This window comes from Pseudomonas citrullilanati (assembly GCF_030580855.1).
Lineage (GTDB): Bacteria > Pseudomonadota > Gammaproteobacteria > Pseudomonadales > Pseudomonadaceae > Aquipseudomonas > Aquipseudomonas citrulli.
Window position 1 is genome coordinate 1 of sequence record NZ_JAUQOP010000033.1, and the last position, 19,251, is coordinate 19,251.

The window sequence follows — 19,251 nt, forward strand, 5'->3', positions numbered from 1 at the left end:
ATGACTTGAGTCGCCTCGGTAAATACCTCGGTCAGGCCGCCCGCCTGATGGTCGGCATGCCCGACTACGACAACTACGTCGAGCACATGCAAACCCAACACCCGGACAAGCCGCTGATGGACTACGAAACGTTCTTCCGCGAACGCCAGGAAGCCCGCTACGGCGGCAAGGCCGGGCCCAAGTGTTGTTGACAATGAGGTAGCTCAACCCCCTGTGTGGGAGCGGGCTTGCTCGCGAAGGCGGTGTATCAGTTGACGAAGGTGTCGACTGGCCGGACGCTTTCGCGGGCAGGCCCGCTCCCACAGGTGTTTTGGGGTGGTTTCAAGCTAGGCGTACACCGCCGACCCTGTGTGGGAGCGAGCTTGCTCGCGAAGGCGGTGGGTCAGTTGACGAAGATGTCGACTGGCCGGACGCTATCGCGGGCAAGCCCGCTCCCACAGGTGTTTTGGGGGATTTCAAGCTAGGCGTACACCACCGATCCCTTGTGGGAGCGAGCCTGCTCGCGAAGGCGGTGGGTCAGTTGATGAAGGTGTCGACTGGCCGGACGCTATCGCGGGCAAGCCCGCTCCCACAGGTGTTTTGGGGTGGTTTCAAGCTAGGCGTACACCACCGATCCCTTGTGGGAGCGAGCTTGCTCGCGAAGGCGGTGTATCAGTTGACGAAGATGCCGACTGGCTCGCCACACCCACCCGCCACCCACATCACTCCGCCAGCAACACCGCCGCATCGAACCCCACCCGCAAGTTGCCCCAATGGCGGCCGCCGAAGAAGAAGGGTACGTCGATCTCGGTCATGATTTCCCCGGTGTCGCGCAGGTAGGTCTGGAGCAGGAAGCGCTGGACGTTGCCCGCCGCGCGCAGGCCGATCGGGTCGTTGAAGATCCGTTTGTTGCGGCACACCGGCAGGTCCACTGCGCGATCACCGGTGGGCGGCTTGGAAACCCAGCTGTTGTTCACCGGGCAATACCCCTTGGTGTCGACGATGAACGACACCTTGCCACCCGGCGTGCTGCGGGTGAGGTTGTCGCATTCCTCCTGGCAGACCTGGGCGAAGCGTTCGGTGTAGCCGGTCATGTACTGCTTGGGATCGGTGCCGGGAATCAGTTGGTAGCTCTGGTCGAACAGGTTGAGGCCTTCGCGGTGCAGCGCTTCCAGGCGGACCTGGAGCGTATCGCGGCATTCGCTGGCGCGGGTGATCGCGGCGTCGAGCTTGCCGTGGCCCAGCACGAACCGGCCCAACAGCGCCTGGACCTTTTCGGCGACGCCGGACAGGTCGCGAGTGGCCGTGGCCGACTGCTGCATGCGCTGGTCAATCGACTGGCTGTCGGCATGGATCTGGGTCACCCGGTCGTTGATGCCGGTGTTGCTGTCGGCGAACTGCTGGATATGCCCGGCAATGTCCGCCAGCTTGCCGTTGGTGGATTCGAAGTCGCTGATCATGCTTTCGAAATGGCCGGAGGCACGCTCCACCACTTTCTGGGTTTCCCGGGCGCTGTGGCTGATCTGGGTGGTCTGTTCGTGGGTGGAGCTGACTTCTTCGAGCATGGCGTCGATGTTGCGCGAGATATCGTCGGTGGCCCGGCTGACGTTCTGGGCCAGGGTGCGCACTTCATCGGCCACCACCGCAAAGCCGCGGCCGCTTTCGCCGGCCCGGGCGGCTTCGATGGCCGCGTTGAGGGCCAGCAAGTTGGTCTGGGCGGAAATCTGCTGGATCAGTCCGACGATCGACTTGATGCTCGAAGAGCGCTGGTTCAGGGCGCTCACCAGCGTGGCGAACTCACCGAGGCTGGCAGAGATTTCGCTGATGTTGCCGGTCACTTCCAGCAGCTCGGCGTAGGAGTCTCGGGCCATGCTCAGGTTCTGGGCGGTGGTGCTGGAAATGCCCTGGGTCTGGCGCGACACCTCTTCGATGCGGCCCACGGCGGTATTGCTCTGCTCCATCACTTCCCTGGCGAACCGTGCCTGGTGGGTCGCGCTGTCGCTGGAGTCGCTGATGTTCTTGAGCGAGCGCGCCGACTCGACGGCAATGTGCACGGTCAACGCCTGCACATTGCTGATGATCTCCCGCTGCTTGGCCAGGAAGCGGTTGCAAGTGCTGGCCAGCACGCGGATTTCGTCATGGGTCACCAAGGGCAGGTCCTTGGACAAGTCGCCTTCACCGTTGGCGATTTCTTCCAGGGCCTTGGTCATGGCGGTGACCGGGCGCACGATCAGGTGCCGGAAGTACCAGACCATGAAACTGATCATGGCCAGGGTCAGGAACGCGCCGAAGAGCAGGGCATGGCTGAGGCTGTCGAGGCGGCTCTCGATTTGCCCCAGCAACGCCGCATCAAGCTGCGCGCCGCGCAACTGCAGCAGGATATCGGCACGGGCACTCAGGGCCACCCAGTACAGCAGCCCGCTGACCAACACCAGCAGGAAAAGGCTCGACAACTTTTTGGTGAGCGTATCGAAGAACTGCATCTCGATAGACTCGTACAAGGCCTTTAACGTCTGCATGCCGCTGCTCCTGGGCAAAAAAATCTCTCAATGGAATACATTCGACCGAGAGGGCCAAAGCTTTAGCGGATTAGGGCGTTTTGATATCACTGCGGGGCGTCGGCCCAGCGATCGTGGAAGCAGGCTCACTCCACGATGTATTTACTGGGAATGGTTCTCAAAGTATAGTCGCTCTCATTAACATCCCTCCGTGAGTGCAGCGCTTTGAATCGTTCCACCCCTCCCGTCAGACGCAACCGCTTCATCCAGTGTTTATTGCCCACCGTCTCCTGTTGCTTCATCGCGACCCCGCTGTGGGCGCAGGACACGCTCGAACTGCCGGCCACGGCCATCCAGGGCAGTCGTACGCTCCAGGACGAGGGCTACACGGCGTCGCAAGCCAGTACCGCGAGCAAAAGCGATGTACCGATCAAGGAGGAAGCGCAATCGATCAATGTGGTGACCCCGCAGACACTGGACGATTACCAGGTGCGCTCGCTGGGCGATGCGATGAAGTTCGTCAGCGGCGTCAGCCAGGGCAATACCCTGGGCGGCTCGCGGGATTCGCTGGTCAAGCGCGGTTTCGGTACCAACGACGACGGCTCGATCCTGCGCGACGGCGTGCGTTCGAACCTGGGGCACAACTTCAGCGCTACCACCGAGCGCGTCGAAGTGCTCAAGGGCCCGGCCTCGATGCTGTACGGCGCCTTGGAGCCCGGCGGGTTGATCAATGTCATCAGCAAGCAGCCCGAGTACAGCCAAAGCACCACCTTGAGCGGCTCTGCCTACAGCGAAGGCGGCGGCACCATGGCCCTGGACACCACCGGACCGTTGGGCGATACCGGCCTGGCGTATCGCCTGATTGCCGAACGCGGGCATGAGGATTACTGGCGCAACTACGGCGTCAACGAGAGCACGCTGGTGGCGCCGTCCTTGGCTTGGACAGGGGAGCGGGCTTCGTTGAATTTGAGTTATGAATACAACGAATATTCCAATCCGTTCGACCGGGGTACGGTGTTCACCAACGGGCATCCGGCCGATATCGATTATGACAAGCGCCTGGATGAGCCTTGGGCCAAGAGCGTGGGGATTCGCGAGACGGCTACGGCGCGGTTCGAATATGAGTTGAGTGAGGCGTGGAAGACCCGTGTGACTTATGGTTGGAACAATGATCGGTACAGTCTTTCGATTGCGCAGCCGAGCCTGTCAAAAACCGGTGTTTTTCAACGGGCTGCCAACGGTGCTCATTATGACGACGAAACTCGCTATGCCAGTTGGGATTTCATGGGCAAGCAAGAGCTGCTTGGCCAACGTCACGATTTGTTGATTGGCGTTGATAATCAGGTTTCTGATCAATTCCGTGGCAAGACTTACCGTGGAAAGGCTCAGGCTGGTTTCGATATCACATCGCCGGTTTATGGCGGTCTGGCTGAGCCCAGTGTGATCAGTCCAACTCAAAGCGATCTGCGCAACCAGTTGAACTCCAGCTCTGTCTATTTGAAGGACAACTGGCATCTCGACGATCGCTGGATTTTGGTATTGGGAGGTCGTTATCAGCATTACGATCAATACAGTGACCAGGGGCTTGGTAGTAACTACGAAGTCAATCGCGATGACAACGGTGACGCCTTCGTACCCTTCCTCGGCCTGGTTTACAAAGCCACCGACACTTTGTCGCTGTACGGTAACTACAGCCGTTCGTTCAAGCCCAATGACACCGTGGACGACGCCGGCAAGACCTTCGATCCGGAGGAGGGCCGCAGCTATGAGATCGGTGCCAAGTACGATCCGCTCCCAGGCTTGAACATCAACCTCGCGTTGTTCGACATCGTCAAGAAAAACGTCGTGACGTCCTCTACGGTCAATGGCGTGACCCTGTCGGAAGCCGCCGGCAAAGTCGGTTCCCAAGGCCTGGAACTGGACATCACCGGTCGCCTGTCCGAGCGTTGGGACCTGATTGGCACCTACGCCTACACCCACACGGAAATCCTCGACGATCCGGATGATGAAGGCCAACGCCTCGCTGACGCACCCAAGCACACCGCCAGCCTGTACTTGAGCCACCACTTGAACGTACCTGCCGAATTCGGCGCCTGGCACGCCGGTGCCGGTGCGCGCTACGTCGGTGAACGCGCCGCCAACAACGCCAACGATTTCTGGCTGAGCAGCTATACCGTCGCCGACGCCTTCCTGCGTTGGGAGTCGCCGGTATTCGGGCACAAGACCTCGCTGCAACTGAACGTCGACAACCTGTTCGACAAGCAGTACTACCCGTCCTCCACCGGCAGCCAGTTGCAAGTCAACGTCGGCGAGCCGCGTACCGCCAAGCTGAGCGCCAGCGTGACGTTCTGACTTCGCGGCGTTGAAATGCAAAATGCCCGGGACCTGAATCCCGGGCATTTTTTGTACCGCTGTCGGCGACTAGGCCACTGTGCCGCCGATGGGACCTTGCGCCCCACGGTATTTAGCGCCCGCCCTCAGCGCATGGCGCAGCTTCAGCGCCGGGCGCTCGACCCCGTAGTACGACACCCCACTCAACGCGAACGACAGCACCAGCACCGCCGTGATCATCAGGTTGCTGTACGCCACTGGCCAGAACGCGCGCAACACGTACATCACCACAAAATGATTGAGAAATACTCCATAGCTGATGTTGCCCAGCAGCTCATCCAGCCGGTGGTATTTCAATCGGCCGAGCAGGAACACCGCCGGCAGGCCCAGGGCGATGCCGAGGGTGACTTCGGCGTTGAACGGACGCCGGGGAATGACCCCGATGACAATCGCCACGAACATCGACGCGGCGATGATCGTGGTGATGGCCGCCATCCACAGGCCCTTTGCCCGAGCCCGGTACAGATAGCTGCCGCACAGGAAAATGAACAGCACCCCGGGCAGCAAGCGGTAGCCATAGAGATCGGTATTGATGTAGCCCAGCGTCGCGACCATGAACACGGTGACTGACACGGCGAACGCGATCCCCCGGCGCCTATGGAGAATCAGGAAGGGGATCAGCAGGTAGAAGCACATTTCCAGCCCGAGGGACCAGGCAGGTGGCAGGATCTCGGGCACGGTGATGCCGAACATGTAGAAACCCAGCGGCAGGATCGGCAAGCTGGTGGCGATGTTCTCCAGCGTCAGGGCCTGCGCCTGGGGCGTTCCGGGCAAAAGGAAGTGAATCACCACACAGGACATGACGAAGTACAACAGGAACTGCGGGTACAGCCTCAGCAATCGATCCAGGTAGAACAGGCCGATACGCCCGACAGCGTTGTAGTTGCGTTCGATCAGCGAGGTCATCACGAAGCCGCTGATGATCAGGAAGGACACCACGGCGACGACGCCGGGGTTGAACCCCATGAACGTCACGCCCATGTGCGAAATCGCCACGAGCAAGGCCAGCAGCAGACGGTAAACCCCCACGCGCATCATCCTTAATCAGAGTTGATCCGTTGGGGAGCGAAGTTATTTGGGTTTGCAGTGGGTGAACAGCGGTTTACAGGGGAGCGGCGGGGAAATGCGGGAGATTGGCAGATTTGACATCAGCGTCTCGGTCAGGCCGCTTCTCGCTCCAAAGCGCCATTTCTACATTTTTAGAAGATTGTGGCGTCAAACAGACTGATACCCTCTTTTTTCAAGATTTAGATCAGGAAGTTATTTCCTCATTGATATAGCCATCATCCACCGGGCGGGAACGGGTGATGGCCGGTACATTCCGAATCTGTGCGACAGGCACCCCGCCACCGCGAGCAGGCTCGCTCCCACAGGTGTCCCACGGCGTACGCAATGTTTGTGCGCACCCCTGGCCCTTGTGGGAGCGAGCCTGCTCGCGAATGGCGGTGCAACTGATCAGCGAAACGCCGGCACCACGTGCTTGATGAACAACTCCAGGGATTTTTTCTTCTCGGCGTGAGGCAGGCTGTTGTCGCACCAGAAGCTGAACTCATCCACTCCCAGTTCCTGGTAGTACTTGATGCGTTCGATGATTTCCTGCGGAGTGCCGATCATGGTGTTCTTGCGGATGTTTTCCAGCTGGAATTCCGGACGCTCGGCGAACTTTTCTTCCGGGCTTGGCGCGAGGAAACCGTTGGCCGGCACTTGCTTGTTGCCGAACCAGGCATCGAAAGTGCGATAGAACCTGGAGATCGCCCGGGCACCGACCTTCCAGCCTTCGGGGTCGTCCACGGCATGCACGTGGGTGTGACGCAGCACCATCAACTGCGGGCGCGGGATATCGGGGTTGTTGTCCAGGGCCGCCTGGAACTTGTTCTTCAGGTCCAGGACTTCTTCGTCACCTTTCATCAGTGGCGTGACCATGACGTTGCAGCCGTTGGCGACAGCGAAGTTGTGGGAGTCCGGGTCGCGGGCGGCGATCCACATGGGCGGGTGCGGCTTGCGGATCGGCTTGGGCACGCTGGTGGACGTCGGGAATTTCCAGATCTCGCCGTCATGGGCGTAGTCGCCCTGCCACAGGGCGCGGACCACCGGAACCATCTCCCGCAGGGCCTGCCCACCGGCGGAGGCGGGCATGCCGCCGGCCATGCGATCGAATTCCACCTGGTAGGCACCCCGGGCCAAGCCCACCTCCATGCGGCCATTGCTGATCACATCCAGCAGCGCGCATTCACCGGCCACCCGCAGCGGATGCCAGAACGGCGCGATGATGGTGCCGGCGCCCAGGTGGATGGTGGTGGTCTTGCCGGCGAGGTAGGCCAGCAACGGCATCGGGCTCGGCGAGATGGTGTATTCCATGGCGTGGTGTTCGCCGATCCACACGGTGCTGAAACCGCCGGCTTCGGCCAGGAGGGTCAGTTCGGTCAGGTCCTCGAACAGCTGGCGATGGCTGACGCTTTCGTCCCAACGCTCCATGTGTACGAACAGGGAAAATTTCATGGCGCTCTCTCTTGTCAGTGACGATCGGTTCAGGCGAGGACGGGCAGGGCGCCCATCTTGCCGTGGCAATAGACCAGTGGCCCCGACGTGTGCTGGGGGACGATCAGGTTCTTCACCGCGCCGACCATGATGGCGTGGTCGCCGCCCTCGTATTCGCGCCACAGTTCGCACTCGATGATGGCGGTGGCGTTGGCCAGAAGCGGGTTGCCCAGTTCGCTCAGGGTCCATTCGATGTCCTGGGCCTTGTCCTTGCCTTTGCGGGCGAAGGCGTAGGCTTCGTCCTGCTGGCCGCCGGAAAGCACGTGGATGGCGAAGCGCTTGTTCTTGATCAGCACCGGATAGGAGTCGGAGCTGTAGTTGGGGCAGAACAGCACCAGCGCCGGGTCCATCGACAGCGAGCTGAAGGCGCTGGCGGTCAGGCCGACGACCTGGTCGTCGTCGTCCAGGGTGGTGATCACTGTCACACCGGACGGGAACGAGCCCATGACCTGCTTGTACACATTGGCATCAATCATTTAACAATCCTCTACGCATACGTGATGACGCGATGCCTCAATGGGCACCGGCGGCTTTGTTCAGGTCGCTCTCGGCCCACTGGGTGTAGACGCAGGCATCGGCGGTTGCCCAGCGCACGCGCACCGGGTCGCCTGCCTTGAGCGGCATGCCGGCGGCGGAAAGGGCCTTGACGGTCATGGCGGTGCCGCCGGACGTCACCACGCTGCACGTCTGGCTTTCGCCGAGGAACAGCACTTCCACGACCTTGGCCGACACTTCGTTCCAGCCTGCCGCAAGCGGTTGTTGCGCCGCCTGTTCGGTGCTCAGGGCCAGGGCTTTTTCCGGGCGCACCATCAACAGTACGGCCTGGTCGGCTTGCAGGCCGGCGGTCAGGCGAATCGACAGTGATTGGCCTTCGAAACTCGCCGCCGCGTTGCCTTGGGCCTTGAGCTTGAGGAAGTTCGAATTGCCGAGGAACGACGCGACGAAGGCATTCGGCGGATTCTGGTAAAGGTCGTAGCCGCTGCCCAGGCCAACGATCTTGCCGTGGCTGAAGATGGCGATGCGTTGGGACAGGCGCATGGCTTCTTCCTGGTCGTGGGTGACATAGACGATGGTGATGCCCAGCCGCCGATGCAGTTGGCGCAGCTCGTCCTGCAGGTCTTCCCGGAGTTTCTTGTCCAGGGCGCCGAGGGGTTCGTCCATCAGCAGGATGCGAGGCTCATAGACCAGCGCCCGGGCGATCGCCACGCGCTGCTGCTGGCCGCCAGACAGTTGCGAAGGGCGGCGGTGGGCGAATGGTTCCAATTGCACCAGCTTGAGCATGGCGTCGACACGACGGTCGCGTTCCGCCGGGGCAAGCTTGCGGATCGCCAGGGGGAAGGCGATGTTGTCGCGTACCGACAGGTGCGGGAACAGCGAGTAGCGCTGGAACACCATGCCGATGTCGCGCTTGTGCGGTGGCACGTTGACCAGGGATTTGCCGTCCACCAGGATCTCGCCGCTGCTGGGTGTTTCGAACCCGGCCAGCATCGACAGGGTGGTGCTCTTGCCCGAGCCGCTGGAACCGAGGAAGGTCAGGAACTCTCCGTCCTGGATCTCCAGGGAAATGCTGTCCACGGCGGCAAAGTCACCGTAGTGCTTGTTCAGGTCGCGCAGGCTGACCAGGGCCTTGTGGTTCTGTTGTGCGGGGTCTTTGACAGCACTCATCGTGTTCTCCTAGGCGCTCAGGCGCTGAGTTCATTGCGCCGGCGCAAGGCGGCGGCGATCACCATCACCAATACCGAGAGGCCGATCAGCAGCGTCGACGCGACGGCGATCACAGGCGTCAGGTCCTGGCGCAGGGTGGTCCACATCTTGACGGGCAAGGTTTGCAGGGTCGGGCTGGCCATCATCACGCTCAGCACCACCTCGTCCCACGACACCAGGAACGCGAACAGGGCGCCGGCGACCATGCCCGGGCGAATCGCCGGGAACGTCACCTTGAACACCGCTTGCAGGCGCGAGGCCCCGCAGATCACCGCCGCGTCCTCGATGGACTGGTCGAACAGCTTGAGGGAGTTGATGATCGAAATGATGGTGAACGGCAGCGCGACGATGACGTGGCTGACCACGAACGCGAACATCGTCCCGGTGTAGCCGAGCTTGAGGAACAGCGCATACACCGCCACGGCAATGATCACCAGCGGCACGATCATTGGCAGGGTGAACAGGCCGTAGAGCATCTCCCGCCCGGGGAAGCGCCCGCGCACCAGGGCGAAAGCCGTCGGCAAACCCAGCGCCACCGCGCAGGCCGTGGTCAACAGGGCGACCTTGAGGCTGGTCAGCGCCGCGCTCATCCAGTCCGGGTTGGAAAAGAACTGGCCGTACCACTTGAACGTCCAGCCCGGCGGTGGGAACACCAGCCACTGGGAGGAGCCGAACGACAGCAACACGATGAACACGATCGGCAACAGCAGGAACAATCCGATCAGGCCGGTGGTGGCGTACAGACCGAAGCGCATGCGCCGGCTCATGGCATTGGGAGTCAGGAGCATGACGATTTACCTCGCGTGACTGGCGCCGACCGGGGATTCCGGCTGGAGCTTCAGGTAGAAGTAGAACAACACCAGCGTGATGACGACCAGCAACGCGGCGCCGGCGCTCGCCAGGCCCCAGTTGAGGAACGATTGCACCTGCTGGATGATGAACTCGGGCAGCATCATGTTCTGCGCGCCGCCCAGCAAGGCCGGGGTCACGTAGTAACCGAGGGACATCACGAACACCATCAGCCCGCCGGAGAACAGCCCTGGCCGGCACAGCGGCAGGAATACCCGGAAGAAGTTGGTCCAGGGACTGGCGCCGCAGATGGAGCCCGCCTGCAGGATCATCGGGTCGATGGCCTGCATGGTCGCCTGCAACGGCAGGACGATGAACGGAATCATGATGTAGCTCATGCCGATCACCACGCCAGTGAGGTTGTGCACCATTTCCAGCGGCTGGTCGATGATGCCCATCGCCATCAGGGCCTTGTTGACCACTCCGGAGGCCTGCAACAGCACCAGCCAGGAATAGGTCCGGGCCAGCAGGCTGGTCCACATCGACAACAGCACGATGTTCAGGATCCAGCGTCCCCAGCCACGAGGCACCAGGGTGATGGCCCAGGCCAGGGGGAACCCCAGCAGCAGGCTGAACAGGGTCACCAGCCCGGCCACCGAAAAGGTGTTGAACAGCACCCGGGCATAGGCTGAGTTGGCGAACAGTTGCTCATAGTTGCCGAGCCCGGGAACCGGCTCCAATACGCCGCGCAACAGCAGGCCGATCAGCGGCGCCAGGAAGAACAGGCCCAGGAACAGCAGGGCCGGGGCGAGGTTGCCGAGCCCACGCCAGCGCTGGGCCAGCGACGGGGTTTGCGCAACGACTGCCTTGGCGGTTGCCACGCCGGCGGCGCTGGCAGCGCCCCCGGCAGCTGGGGTTGCCGTTGCCGACATTCTTATTTGACCAGCCATTCGTTCCACCGTGTCGCGATGTCCTGACCGTTCTTGGCCCAGTATGCGTAATCGAGCGTGATCTGATCCTTGGCATAGGCGGTCGGCAGGTTGGGAGCGAGCACCGAGTCCAGGCGTGCGACGCTGTCGACGTTGACCGGCGCATAGGCGGTCAGGTTGGAGAAGTCGGCCTGGCCCTTGGCGCTGCTGGCGTGGGCCAGGAACTTCATGGCCGCGGCCTTGTTTTTCGAACCCTTTGGGATGACCAGGATGTCGGCCATGACCAGGTTCTGCTTCCAGCTCACGCCGACGGGCGCGCCGTCCTGTTGCAGGGCGTAGACGCGGCCGTTCCAGAATTGGCCCAGGCTGGCTTCGCCGGAGGCGAGCAATTGTTGGGACTGGGCACCGCCACCCCACCAGACAATATCTTTCTTGATGGTGTCGAGTTTCTTGAAGGCGCGGTCCAGGTCCAGCGGGTAGAGCTTGTCTTGCGCTACACCGTCGGCCAGCAGGGCCAGTTCCAGCACGCCAGGGCTAGGCCATTTGTACAGTGCGCGCTTGCCGGGAAACGCCTTGGTGTCGAACAGGGCGGACCAGTCCTGGGGCTTGCCGGAGCCGAGCTTGCCTTCGTTGTAGCCGAGGACGAAAGAGAAGTAGAAGGAGCCGACGCCGTGGTCGGACACGAAGCGCGGGTCGATCTTGTCCCGTTGGATGACCGAAAAGTCCAGCGGTTCGAGCAAGCCTTCGGCCGCAGCCCGCAAGGCGAAGTCCGCTTCCACGTCGACTATGTCCCACTGCACGTTGCCGCTCTCGACCATGGCCTTGAGCTTGCCGTAGTCGGTCGGGCCGTCCTGGACCACGGTGATGCCGCTGGCCTTGCTGAACGGGTCGGCCCAAGCCTGCTTCTGTGCATCCTGGGTGCTGCCGCCCCAGCTGACGAAATTGACGCTCTCAGCCGCCGTCGATGCCTGGCTGGCAACGCCCAGCAGGCTCGCAAAAAGAACGGCGACTGCACTTTTCTTCAACACCATTTTCACGCCCTCATTGTTGTGTTTATTGAGCGGGCTTGTGTCTGCCCGCTTATCGGGAGCTTGGGTCCATCGGGTCTTGCGGCTGACCGTGCCAAGGGCGGGTTGAGCGCGCTGTCCCTGCCGGGTGCGCTTGGCTGAAGCCTTCGGTCTATGGAATATCATATTATGGTATTCCAAGCTTTCTGCAAGCATTTTGCCTGACCGACTATCTGTCCGGGGTGGTTTTTTGTGCCTGTGGCCGAGCCGGACTACCCGCTAAACGGAATACTTTCCACTACCTCCAGGTCATACCCGGTCAACCCTGCATACTTGAGCGGTGGCCCCAGATGCCGCAGCTTGCCGACGCCGAGATCCTGGAGAATCTGCGCCCCGGTGCCCACTTCAGAATAGATGCGCGATTGGGAGCGGCTGAACTGCCTGGGCGGCTGGGTGAGATGCGGGACGCGTTCGAGCAGCGCCTGGGACGATTCGTGGTTGGCCAACACGACCACCACGCCGCGACCTTCTTCGGCGACCCGTTGCAGGGCCGCCCACAGCGTCCAGTTGGACGGGCCGTTGTATTCGGCGCCCACCAGGTCCCGTAGCGGGTCGATCACATGCACCCGCACCAGGGTCGGTTCGTCGCGGCGAATATCGCCCATGACCATCGCCAGGTGCACGCCGCCCTCGATGCGATCTTCAAAGGTGAACAAGCGGAAGGTGCCGTGCACCGTCGGCAATTCGCGCTCCCCGATGCGCACCACGGTGTGCTCGGTGCTCAGGCGGTAGTGGATCAGGTCGGCGATGGTGCCGATCTTGATGCCGTGCTGGCGGGCGAAGATTTCCAGGTCGGGCCGGCGGGCCATGGTGCCGTCGTCGTTCATCACTTCGACGATGACCGAGGCCGGTGTGAAGCCGGCCAGGCGCGCCAGGTCGCAACCGGCCTCGGTGTGCCCGGCGCGGGTCAGCACGCCACCTTCCTTGGCACGCAACGGGAAGATATGCCCCGGCTGCACGATGTCGGCGGGGCCGGCATCGACCGCCACTGCGGCCGCGACGGTGCGGGCCCGATCGGCGGCGGAGATGCCGGTGGTCACGCCCGTGGCGGCTTCGATGGACACCGTGAACGCGGTGCTGAATACACTGCCGTTGCTGGGCACCATCTGTTCGAGGCCCAGGCGCTGGCAATGCTCGTCGGTCAGGGTCAGGCAGATCAATCCCCGGGCTTCGCGAGCCATGAAGCTGATGGCCTGAGCGCTGCAACAGTCGGCGGCGAGCAGCAGGTCGCCCTCGTTCTCGCGGTCTTCGTCATCCACCAGCAGCACCATCTTGCCCAGGCGGTAGTCTTCGATGATTTCCTGAATGCTGTTAAAGGCCATGGCGGGTTCTCTTCGTGATGGCGTGCTTGATGGAAACAACTTGTGGTATACCATAATACAAAACAAACCGAGAGGTCACTATGAAGGCGTACTGGATTGCTCATGTGGATGTCACCGACCTCGATCAATACCGCCAATACACCCAGCGGGCACCGGCGGCGTTTGCCTTGTACGGCGCGCGCATGTTGGCCCGGGGCGGGCGCAGCGAGGCCATGGAGGGCAGGCCGACGCCGCAACGCAGCGTAGTGATCGAGTTCGATTCGTACGAGCAGGCGTTGGCCTGTTATCACTCGCCGCAGTATCAGGAGGCCAAGCGTCACCGCAAGGAAGTGGCCCAGGCCGAAGTGATCATTGTCGAAGGCGTGGCGCCTTGAGGCCCATCAGCGGATGAAGTGGATCTTGCCGCTGTCATCGTTACCGATGTAGATGCCATAGACCCCGGCCTGACGCTCCTCGATGTAGCGTTCGAGGATCTGCCGGATGGCCGGGTAATAGATACTGTCCCAGGGAATGTCTTGCGGGGCGAAGAACTGGCAGGCAAGGGTTTCCGGGCCGAACCGGCCGGTGATCTCCACGGCGACGGCGCGGAAGATGATGTACACCTCGCTGATCTTCGGCACGCTGAAGATGGAGTAGGGCGAGACGATGTCGGCGCGCACGCCGGTTTCTTCCCAGACTTCCCGCAGCGCGGCCTGCTCGGTGGTCTCGTTGCCTTCCATGAAACCGGCCGGCAGGGTCCAGGTGCCGGGCCGTGGCGGGATGGCGCGCTGGCAAAGCAGGTACTTGCCGTCCTGCTCGATGATGCAGCCGGCAATGATCTTGGGATTGACGTAGTGGATATAGCCACAGCCGTCGCACATCAGCCGCACATGGGTATCGCCCGCTGGCAGGCGGTGATTGAGGTCACTGCCGCCACACTTTGGACAAAAGCTCGGGCTGAACATGTCAGTGGCCTATGCGAGGTTCTTTGAGCGCGATGGGCGCGGTGATCTCGGGGATGTCACCGGTTTCTTCCTGCTGGCGCTTGAGGTATTCCAGCGCCACCTTGGCCGCCGCGCGCACGTGGTCCACCGACGCCTGGTGGGCCGCCAGCGGATCGCCGCTCTTGATCGCCTCGACCATGCGCTCCATTTCCTGGTTGCTGGCGCCCCGACGGTTTTCCTGGGACACCGACGTCGCCCGCAGGTAGCTGATGCGGGCCTGCAATTGCCGCAACTGGGTGGCGGCCACATGGTTGCCGGAGCCTTCGAGCAGCACGTCGTAGAAACCCTGTACCGAATCGAGCACCTGTTGCAGCTCGCCCTCCTTGAGGGCCTGGCGGTTTTCCTCGAGGGCCCGCTCAAGTGCCTTGATGTCCTTGGCCTTGGCCCGCAGGGTGAACAACTGCACGATCAGGCCTTCCAGTACGCAGCGCAGCTCATAGATGTCGCCGGCATCGGCCAGAGTGATGATCGCCACGCGCGGGCCCTTGGCATCGGCGAACTCCACCAGGCCTTCGGATTCCAGGTGGCGCAGGGCTTCGCGTACCGACGTCCGGCTCACGCCCAGGCGATCGCACAAGTCGCGCTCGACCAGTCGATCTCCCGGCAGGAGCTGGAAGTTCATGATGGCGCTTCGCAGTTTATCCAGCACGATCTCGCGCAGGGTAACGGGGTTGCGATTGACCTTGAAGCTGTCGTCGAGTGGCAGGCGTTTCATGGGGTCCGCTCTGTGGTATGGCTGTCCATGCCCAACGGGCAACATCTGCACGTTCAGGTCAAACAGCCGAAGGTTGACTGGAGGCCTCGGCATCGGCTTCGGCGAAGGCTTCACGGGCAAGCCGGAAACTGTCTACCGCCGCGGGAACGCCGCAATAGATGCCGACCTGAAGCAAAATTTCGCGTATTTGCTCACGACTCAAGCCGTTACGCAAGGCGCCACGCACATGCAACTTGAGTTCGTGCGGGCGATTGAGCGCCGAGATCATCGCCAGGTTGATCATGCTGCGCTCCTTGAGCGACAGGCCTTCGCGTCCCCAGACGTGACCCCAACAGTATTCGGTCACCAGGTCCTGAAGCGGCCGGGTGAAGTCGTCGGCGTTCTCGATGGCGCGCCTGACGTAGGCCTCGCCGAGCACCTGGGTGCGGATCCGGAGGCCCTGTTCGTACTGGTCGTTGCTCATCGTGGCATGCTCCCAAAATTGTCTGCCGGCCCCACGTCGGCGCCTGTGGGGCGTGTCGCCATCAGGCGAGAGTGGGCAGGGCGCCGAGCTTGCCCTTGTGGTAGATCATCGGCGTGACCGGTTGCTCGGGCAGGATCAGGTGTTTCACCGCACCGACGATGATGGCGTGGTCGCCGCCGTCGTACTCGCGCCACAGTTCGCACTCGATGATCGCCGTGGCCTTGGCCAGGATCGGGTTGCCAAGGGCACTCAGGTGCCAATCGATGCCGTTGGCCTTGTCCTTGCCTTTGCCGGCGAAGGCGTAGGCTTCGGCGGTCTGGTCGGCGGACAGCAAGTGGATTGCGAACTGCTTGCTGTCACGCAGGATCGGGTAGGTGTCGGAGGCGTAGTTGGGGCAGAACAGCACCAGCGCCGGGTCGATCGACAGGGCGCTGAACGCGCTGGCGGTGATGCCGACGATGCTCCCTTCCGGGTCCAGGGTCGTGACCACGGTGACGCCGGACGGGAAGGAGCCCATGACTTCTTTGTAAATGCCGGGTTCGATCATTTTTCAGGACTCCTAGCGCATCACGAACGGGTCAGGCATGGGGGCCTGGGAGAGGTTGATCCACACCGTTTTCAGCTCGGTGTAGGCCAGCACCGAATCGATGCCGCTTTCGCGTCCATAGCCGCTGTTCTTGAAGCCGCCGATCGGCGCCATGGCCGAGACCGCGCGGTAGGTGTTGACCCAGATGATCCCGGAGCGCACGTCGCGGGCCAGGCGATGGGCGCGGCCCAGGTCACGGGTCCAGATACCGGCGGCGAGGCCGAATTGCGAGTCGTTGGCGATCGCCAGGGCCTCGGCTTCGTCCTTGAACCGGATGACCGAGGCCACCGGGCCGAAGACTTCTTCCTGCATGATCTTCATGGAATTGCGGTCGCATTCGAACAGGGTCGGCTCATAGAACCAGCCGTCGCCCAAGTGCTGCGCACGCTTGCCGCCGAGGCGCAGGCGGGCGCCTTCGGCGATGGCGTCGGCCACCAGGCCTTCGACCACGGCCAATTGCTGGGCGGTGGCCATCGGGCCCATTTCACTGCTGTCGTCTTGCGGGTTGCCGATGCGGATGCGCTTGGCGCGTTCTTCCAGGCGCGAGACGAACTCATCGTAGATCTCGTCCTGCACCAGCAGGCGCGAGCCGGACACGCAGCTTTGCCCCGAGGCCGCATAGATGCCCGCGATCGCACCGTTGATGGCGCTGTCGAGGTCAGCGTCGGCGAAGATGATGTTCGGCGACTTGCCCCCCAGTTCCAGGGACAGCTTGGCGAAGTTCTCGGCACTGCCGCGCACCACATGACGGGCCGTGGCCGCACCGCCGGTGAAGGCGATCTTGCGCACCAGTGGATGACGGGTCAGGGCCGCGCCGGCAGTGGGGCCGTAGCCGGTCACGACGTTGACCACGCCAGGGGGAATCCCGGCTTCCAGGGCCAGGCGAGCCAGCTCCAGGATCGTCGCCGACGCGTGTTCGGAAGGCTTGATCACGAGGGTGTTGCCGGCGGCCAGGGCCGGGGCCAGCTTGATGGCGGTCAGGTACAGCGGACTGTTCCAGGGGATGATCGCCGCGACCACGCCCATGGCTTCATGCACGGTGTAGGCAAACAGGTCCGGCTTGTCGAGGGGCAGGGTGCCGCCCTCGAGCTTGTCGGCCAGGCCCGCGGTGTAGTGGAAGAATTCCGGCAGGTAGCCGACTTGGCCACGGGTTTCGCGGATCAGCTTGCCGTTGTCGCGGCTTTCCAACTGGGCCAGCTGTTCCTTGTTCTCGGCGATCAGGTCACCCAGGCGCCGCAGCAATTTGCCGCGCGCGGTGGCGGTCAGGCCGCGCCATGCCGGGCTGTCGAAGGCCGCCTGCGCCGCCTGCACGGCGCGCTCGACGTCGGCTTCGTCGGCATCGGGCAGTTCGGCCCAGGCTTGTGCGAGCGCCGGGTTCAGGCTTTCGAAGGTCTTGCGGGACAGGGCATCGACCCATTCACCGCCGATGCACATCTGGAAGCGTGTGAGTGTCATGCAACGTTCCCCTTTATTGGATTGGGTCGGGCGTACGCCTTGTCGAGGAATTCCAGCAGTAGCTGGTTGACCAGGCGAGGCGATTCTACCGGCATCATATGCCGTTGCTCGGCAAGCACGGCAACGCTGGCACCGGGAATGCGCGCGGCCAGCTGCTCGGCCATTTCCGGGGTCGAGCCCGGGTCCAGTTCGCCGGTGGCGATCAGCGTCGGCACCTGGATGGTGCCCAGGTCCTCGGCGCGGTACATGTCCTGGGTGGCGAACAATTGGTAGGTGGTCAGGTAACCTTGCGGGTCGTTCTGCGCCAGGGTCTGGCGCAGCGCGGCAATTTGCGCCGGGTTGGCGGCCTGGTATTCGCGGCTGAACCAGCGCGACAGGGCGGCCTCGGCGTTGGCGTCCGGGCCATGCTCGGCGGCCTGTGCGGTGCGGGCGATCACCCCGGCACGCTGCTCGGCGCTGCGGTTGAACACACTGTTGAGCACCACCAGGCCTTGCAGCCGTGATGGGTAATGCAAGGCAAACGCACGAGCCACCAGGCCGCCCATGGAAAAGCCGATGACTGTGGCCTGGGGCAACTGCAGGTGGTCGAGCAGCTCCAGCAACTGATCGGCATAACCCAGCAACGACGTACCGTTCTGCGGACGCGGGCTGGCGCCATGGCCGAGCATGTCGTAGGCGATGACACGGTATTTCGTGGCCAGGCCGACGACTTGGCCCCCCCACATTTCTTTGTTCAGGCCCACGCCGTGGATCAATACTACGGGCTGGCCTTGGCCGGTCGCCAGGTAACTGGTGCCGGCCGGGGTGAGTTCAGCGGTAAGCCGAATCATGGAGCGCTCCTGCATGCCTTTTTTATTGTGGTTGCCCAGGCTGGATTACTGCGCGTTCTCGGCGGCCAGTTCTTCCAGGTCGATGTAGCGGTTGCCGATACGCGGGTGCAGGCGACCGCCATCGGCGCAGCCCAGGACCACGACGATTTCGTCGGCGCGCGGGGCGTCTTCGATCTGCATTTCCAGGGTGATGTAGTGGGAGCGCAGGCCTTCGTCGTCCTTGTGCATCATGGGGATCTGGATCGAAGTGCCCGGCCCGCCGCGCTTGTTGGTGAAACTCAAATAGCTCTTGGCCTTGACCGCTTCACGGTAATGGTTGCCGAAGCGCAGGGTGTGGATGACGGCCGAGGCGTGTTCGATTTCGCCGTCGGCGCCGACCACCGCGGCCTTGCCATAGGCTTGGATCTTTTGTGCGCCGCCGATGAGGCCCACCAGGCGCTCGACCATCAGGGCGCCGAGGTCGGAGCAGTGGGCGCGAATCTCCGGTTTCAAGTCTTCGACAAACCCACGGCCCAGCCAGGGGTTCTTCATGACCACCGCCAAACCGACCATGGTCACCGGCTTGTCGGTGGCCTTGCCGCCTTCGATGAAGGTTTCTTCGATGTAGCTGACGATCTTGCGAATTTCGAAACTCATGAGCTGCTCCGTGGGAGGATGAAGGAGGACTTTGCGTATGATGGTATACCATAATACTGTAAGCGCAATAGGTCACTTCCAGAATGTTTGCCAGGGCGACAGAAGGAGGATCGACGGGGCCGACTCGGCCCTTGGCAATCTGTAACAACAGGCTTCGTGGCCACACAAATGGCGAAGGCCGACTATCCTCTGGGGAATAAATCTCCCCCTTTCGGTGCAACAAGCGCTGGTTAGCCGCCGGGCTGCACCGCTTCCACCCGTTCGAGGCCACATGAGGACCGCAGGCGTCAGGCGTTTCATCCCCCACAGGCCGAGGGTTGCTCGCCAATACCCACCATGACTTCGCTTCAACGAACATTTGCGCCG

Annotated in this window: 19 protein-coding genes; 3 read left to right on the forward strand and 16 right to left on the reverse strand. The window is 62.5% G+C overall.

Going from position 1 to position 19,251, the window contains the following annotated elements:
* The coding region (locus Q6A48_RS19605; protein ID WP_304555892.1) for a YbdD/YjiX family protein at positions 1-191 on the forward strand (191 nt) is incomplete at its 5' end.
* A gap of 510 nt (positions 192-701) precedes the next feature.
* Here Q6A48_RS19605 and Q6A48_RS19610 read toward each other — a convergent pair.
* Complete coding sequence (locus tag Q6A48_RS19610) at positions 702-2,498, reverse strand: methyl-accepting chemotaxis protein (RefSeq protein ID WP_304555893.1); 1,797 nt, start codon at positions 2,496-2,498, stop codon at positions 702-704.
* Positions 2,499-2,753: 255 nt separating this feature from the next.
* Here Q6A48_RS19610 and Q6A48_RS19615 point away from each other — a divergent pair, with 255 nt between their 5' ends.
* Entirely contained in the window at positions 2,754-4,829 is a 2,076-nt protein-coding gene (locus tag Q6A48_RS19615; protein WP_369811719.1) for a TonB-dependent siderophore receptor, read from the forward strand.
* A gap of 69 nt (positions 4,830-4,898) precedes the next feature.
* Here Q6A48_RS19615 and Q6A48_RS19620 read toward each other — a convergent pair whose 3' ends face one another.
* The 8 genes from Q6A48_RS19620 to ribBA all read right to left on the reverse strand — a co-directional run bounded on the left by Q6A48_RS19620 (position 4,899) and on the right by ribBA (position 13,217).
* Positions 4,899-5,897, reverse strand: a complete 999-nt coding sequence (locus tag Q6A48_RS19620; RefSeq protein WP_369811717.1) for an acyltransferase family protein — start codon at positions 5,895-5,897, stop codon at positions 4,899-4,901.
* Positions 5,898-6,323: 426 nt separating this feature from the next.
* The gene (locus tag Q6A48_RS19625; RefSeq protein WP_304555895.1) at positions 6,324-7,367 is read right to left on the reverse strand and encodes an LLM class flavin-dependent oxidoreductase; all 1,044 of its coding nucleotides are present in this window, start codon (positions 7,365-7,367) and stop codon (positions 6,324-6,326) included.
* A gap of 29 nt (positions 7,368-7,396) precedes the next feature.
* Positions 7,397-7,882 (reverse strand): flavin reductase family protein, encoded by a 486-nt coding sequence (locus Q6A48_RS19630; RefSeq protein WP_304555896.1) that lies wholly within the window; start codon positions 7,880-7,882, stop codon positions 7,397-7,399.
* 37 nt (positions 7,883-7,919) lie between these two features.
* Positions 7,920-9,071 carry an ABC transporter ATP-binding protein gene (locus Q6A48_RS19635; protein ID WP_304555897.1) on the reverse strand — a complete coding sequence of 384 codons (1,152 nt, stop codon included), beginning with the start codon at positions 9,069-9,071 and terminating at the stop codon, positions 7,920-7,922.
* 17 nt (positions 9,072-9,088) lie between these two features.
* Entirely contained in the window at positions 9,089-9,898 is an 810-nt protein-coding gene (locus Q6A48_RS19640; RefSeq protein ID WP_304555898.1) for an ABC transporter permease, read from the reverse strand.
* 6 nt (positions 9,899-9,904) lie between these two features.
* Complete coding sequence (locus Q6A48_RS19645; RefSeq protein ID WP_304555949.1) at positions 9,905-10,837, reverse strand: ABC transporter permease; 933 nt, start codon at positions 10,835-10,837, stop codon at positions 9,905-9,907.
* The gene (locus tag Q6A48_RS19650) at positions 10,834-11,859 is read right to left on the reverse strand and encodes an ABC transporter substrate-binding protein (protein WP_304555899.1); all 1,026 of its coding nucleotides are present in this window, start codon (positions 11,857-11,859) and stop codon (positions 10,834-10,836) included. Before Q6A48_RS19650 ends, Q6A48_RS19645 begins: the two co-directional genes overlap by 4 nt.
* A 248-nt stretch (positions 11,860-12,107) precedes the next feature.
* Positions 12,108-13,217: a bifunctional 3,4-dihydroxy-2-butanone-4-phosphate synthase/GTP cyclohydrolase II gene (gene ribBA / locus Q6A48_RS19655; protein ID WP_304555900.1), complete on the reverse strand. Its 1,110-nt coding sequence runs from the start codon at positions 13,215-13,217 to the stop codon at positions 12,108-12,110.
* An 80-nt stretch (positions 13,218-13,297) separates the two neighbouring features.
* Between ribBA and Q6A48_RS19660 the strand changes: the two genes are divergently transcribed.
* Entirely contained in the window at positions 13,298-13,591 is a 294-nt protein-coding gene (locus tag Q6A48_RS19660; protein WP_304555901.1) for a DUF1330 domain-containing protein, read from the forward strand.
* Between the two features lie 6 nt (positions 13,592-13,597).
* Here Q6A48_RS19660 and Q6A48_RS19665 read toward each other — a convergent pair whose 3' ends face one another.
* From Q6A48_RS19665 to Q6A48_RS19695, 7 genes are all read right to left on the reverse strand, one after another.
* Complete coding sequence (locus Q6A48_RS19665; protein ID WP_304555902.1) at positions 13,598-14,161, reverse strand: NUDIX hydrolase; 564 nt, start codon at positions 14,159-14,161, stop codon at positions 13,598-13,600.
* A gap of 1 nt (position 14,162) precedes the next feature.
* A complete protein-coding gene (locus Q6A48_RS19670) occupies positions 14,163-14,915 on the reverse strand; it encodes a GntR family transcriptional regulator (protein WP_304555903.1) in 753 nt (250 codons plus the stop codon).
* Between the two features lie 58 nt (positions 14,916-14,973).
* Entirely contained in the window at positions 14,974-15,378 is a 405-nt protein-coding gene (locus Q6A48_RS19675; protein WP_304555904.1) for a carboxymuconolactone decarboxylase family protein, read from the reverse strand.
* Positions 15,379-15,439: 61 nt separating this feature from the next.
* Positions 15,440-15,925 (reverse strand): flavin reductase family protein, encoded by a 486-nt coding sequence (locus Q6A48_RS19680; RefSeq protein WP_304555905.1) that lies wholly within the window; start codon positions 15,923-15,925, stop codon positions 15,440-15,442.
* A 12-nt stretch (positions 15,926-15,937) separates the two neighbouring features.
* Positions 15,938-17,419: an aldehyde dehydrogenase gene (locus tag Q6A48_RS19685; protein WP_304555906.1), complete on the reverse strand. Its 1,482-nt coding sequence runs from the start codon at positions 17,417-17,419 to the stop codon at positions 15,938-15,940.
* Positions 17,416-18,249, reverse strand: coding sequence for an alpha/beta fold hydrolase (locus tag Q6A48_RS19690; protein ID WP_304555907.1), 834 nt, complete (start codon positions 18,247-18,249; stop codon positions 17,416-17,418). The genes Q6A48_RS19685 and Q6A48_RS19690 overlap by 4 nt, the downstream gene beginning before the upstream one ends.
* Positions 18,250-18,294: 45 nt before the next feature.
* Positions 18,295-18,885 carry an amino acid synthesis family protein gene (locus Q6A48_RS19695; RefSeq protein ID WP_304555908.1) on the reverse strand — a complete coding sequence of 197 codons (591 nt, stop codon included), beginning with the start codon at positions 18,883-18,885 and terminating at the stop codon, positions 18,295-18,297.
* Positions 18,886-19,251: the final 366 nt, after the last annotated feature.

What these genes read in the sequence shown, in the direction of transcription:
- Q6A48_RS19625 (WP_304555895.1), bottom strand. Translation starts at nt 7,367, where the DNA reads ATGAAATTTTCCCTGTTCGTACACATGGAGCGTTGGGACGAAAGCGTC.
- Q6A48_RS19695 (WP_304555908.1), bottom strand. Translation starts at nt 18,885, where the DNA reads ATGAGTTTCGAAATTCGCAAGATCGTCAGCTACATCGAAGAAACCTTC.
- Q6A48_RS19640 (WP_304555898.1), bottom strand. Translation starts at nt 9,898, where the DNA reads ATGCTCCTGACTCCCAATGCCATGAGCCGGCGCATGCGCTTCGGTCTG.
- Q6A48_RS19680 (WP_304555905.1), bottom strand. Translation starts at nt 15,925, where the DNA reads ATGATCGAACCCGGCATTTACAAAGAAGTCATGGGCTCCTTCCCGTCC.
- Q6A48_RS19665 (WP_304555902.1), bottom strand. Translation starts at nt 14,161, where the DNA reads ATGTTCAGCCCGAGCTTTTGTCCAAAGTGTGGCGGCAGTGACCTCAAT.
- ribBA (WP_304555900.1), bottom strand. Translation starts at nt 13,217, where the DNA reads ATGGCCTTTAACAGCATTCAGGAAATCATCGAAGACTACCGCCTGGGC.
- Q6A48_RS19650 (WP_304555899.1), bottom strand. Translation starts at nt 11,859, where the DNA reads ATGGTGTTGAAGAAAAGTGCAGTCGCCGTTCTTTTTGCGAGCCTGCTG.
- Q6A48_RS19690 (WP_304555907.1), bottom strand. Translation starts at nt 18,249, where the DNA reads ATGATTCGGCTTACCGCTGAACTCACCCCGGCCGGCACCAGTTACCTG.
- Q6A48_RS19685 (WP_304555906.1), bottom strand. Translation starts at nt 17,419, where the DNA reads ATGACACTCACACGCTTCCAGATGTGCATCGGCGGTGAATGGGTCGAT.
- Q6A48_RS19675 (WP_304555904.1), bottom strand. Translation starts at nt 15,378, where the DNA reads ATGAGCAACGACCAGTACGAACAGGGCCTCCGGATCCGCACCCAGGTG.
- Q6A48_RS19670 (WP_304555903.1), bottom strand. Translation starts at nt 14,915, where the DNA reads ATGAAACGCCTGCCACTCGACGACAGCTTCAAGGTCAATCGCAACCCC.
- Q6A48_RS19660 (WP_304555901.1), top strand. Translation starts at nt 13,298, where the DNA reads ATGAAGGCGTACTGGATTGCTCATGTGGATGTCACCGACCTCGATCAA.
- Q6A48_RS19635 (WP_304555897.1), bottom strand. Translation starts at nt 9,071, where the DNA reads ATGAGTGCTGTCAAAGACCCCGCACAACAGAACCACAAGGCCCTGGTC.
- Q6A48_RS19610 (WP_304555893.1), bottom strand. Translation starts at nt 2,498, where the DNA reads ATGCAGACGTTAAAGGCCTTGTACGAGTCTATCGAGATGCAGTTCTTC.
- Q6A48_RS19630 (WP_304555896.1), bottom strand. Translation starts at nt 7,882, where the DNA reads ATGATTGATGCCAATGTGTACAAGCAGGTCATGGGCTCGTTCCCGTCC.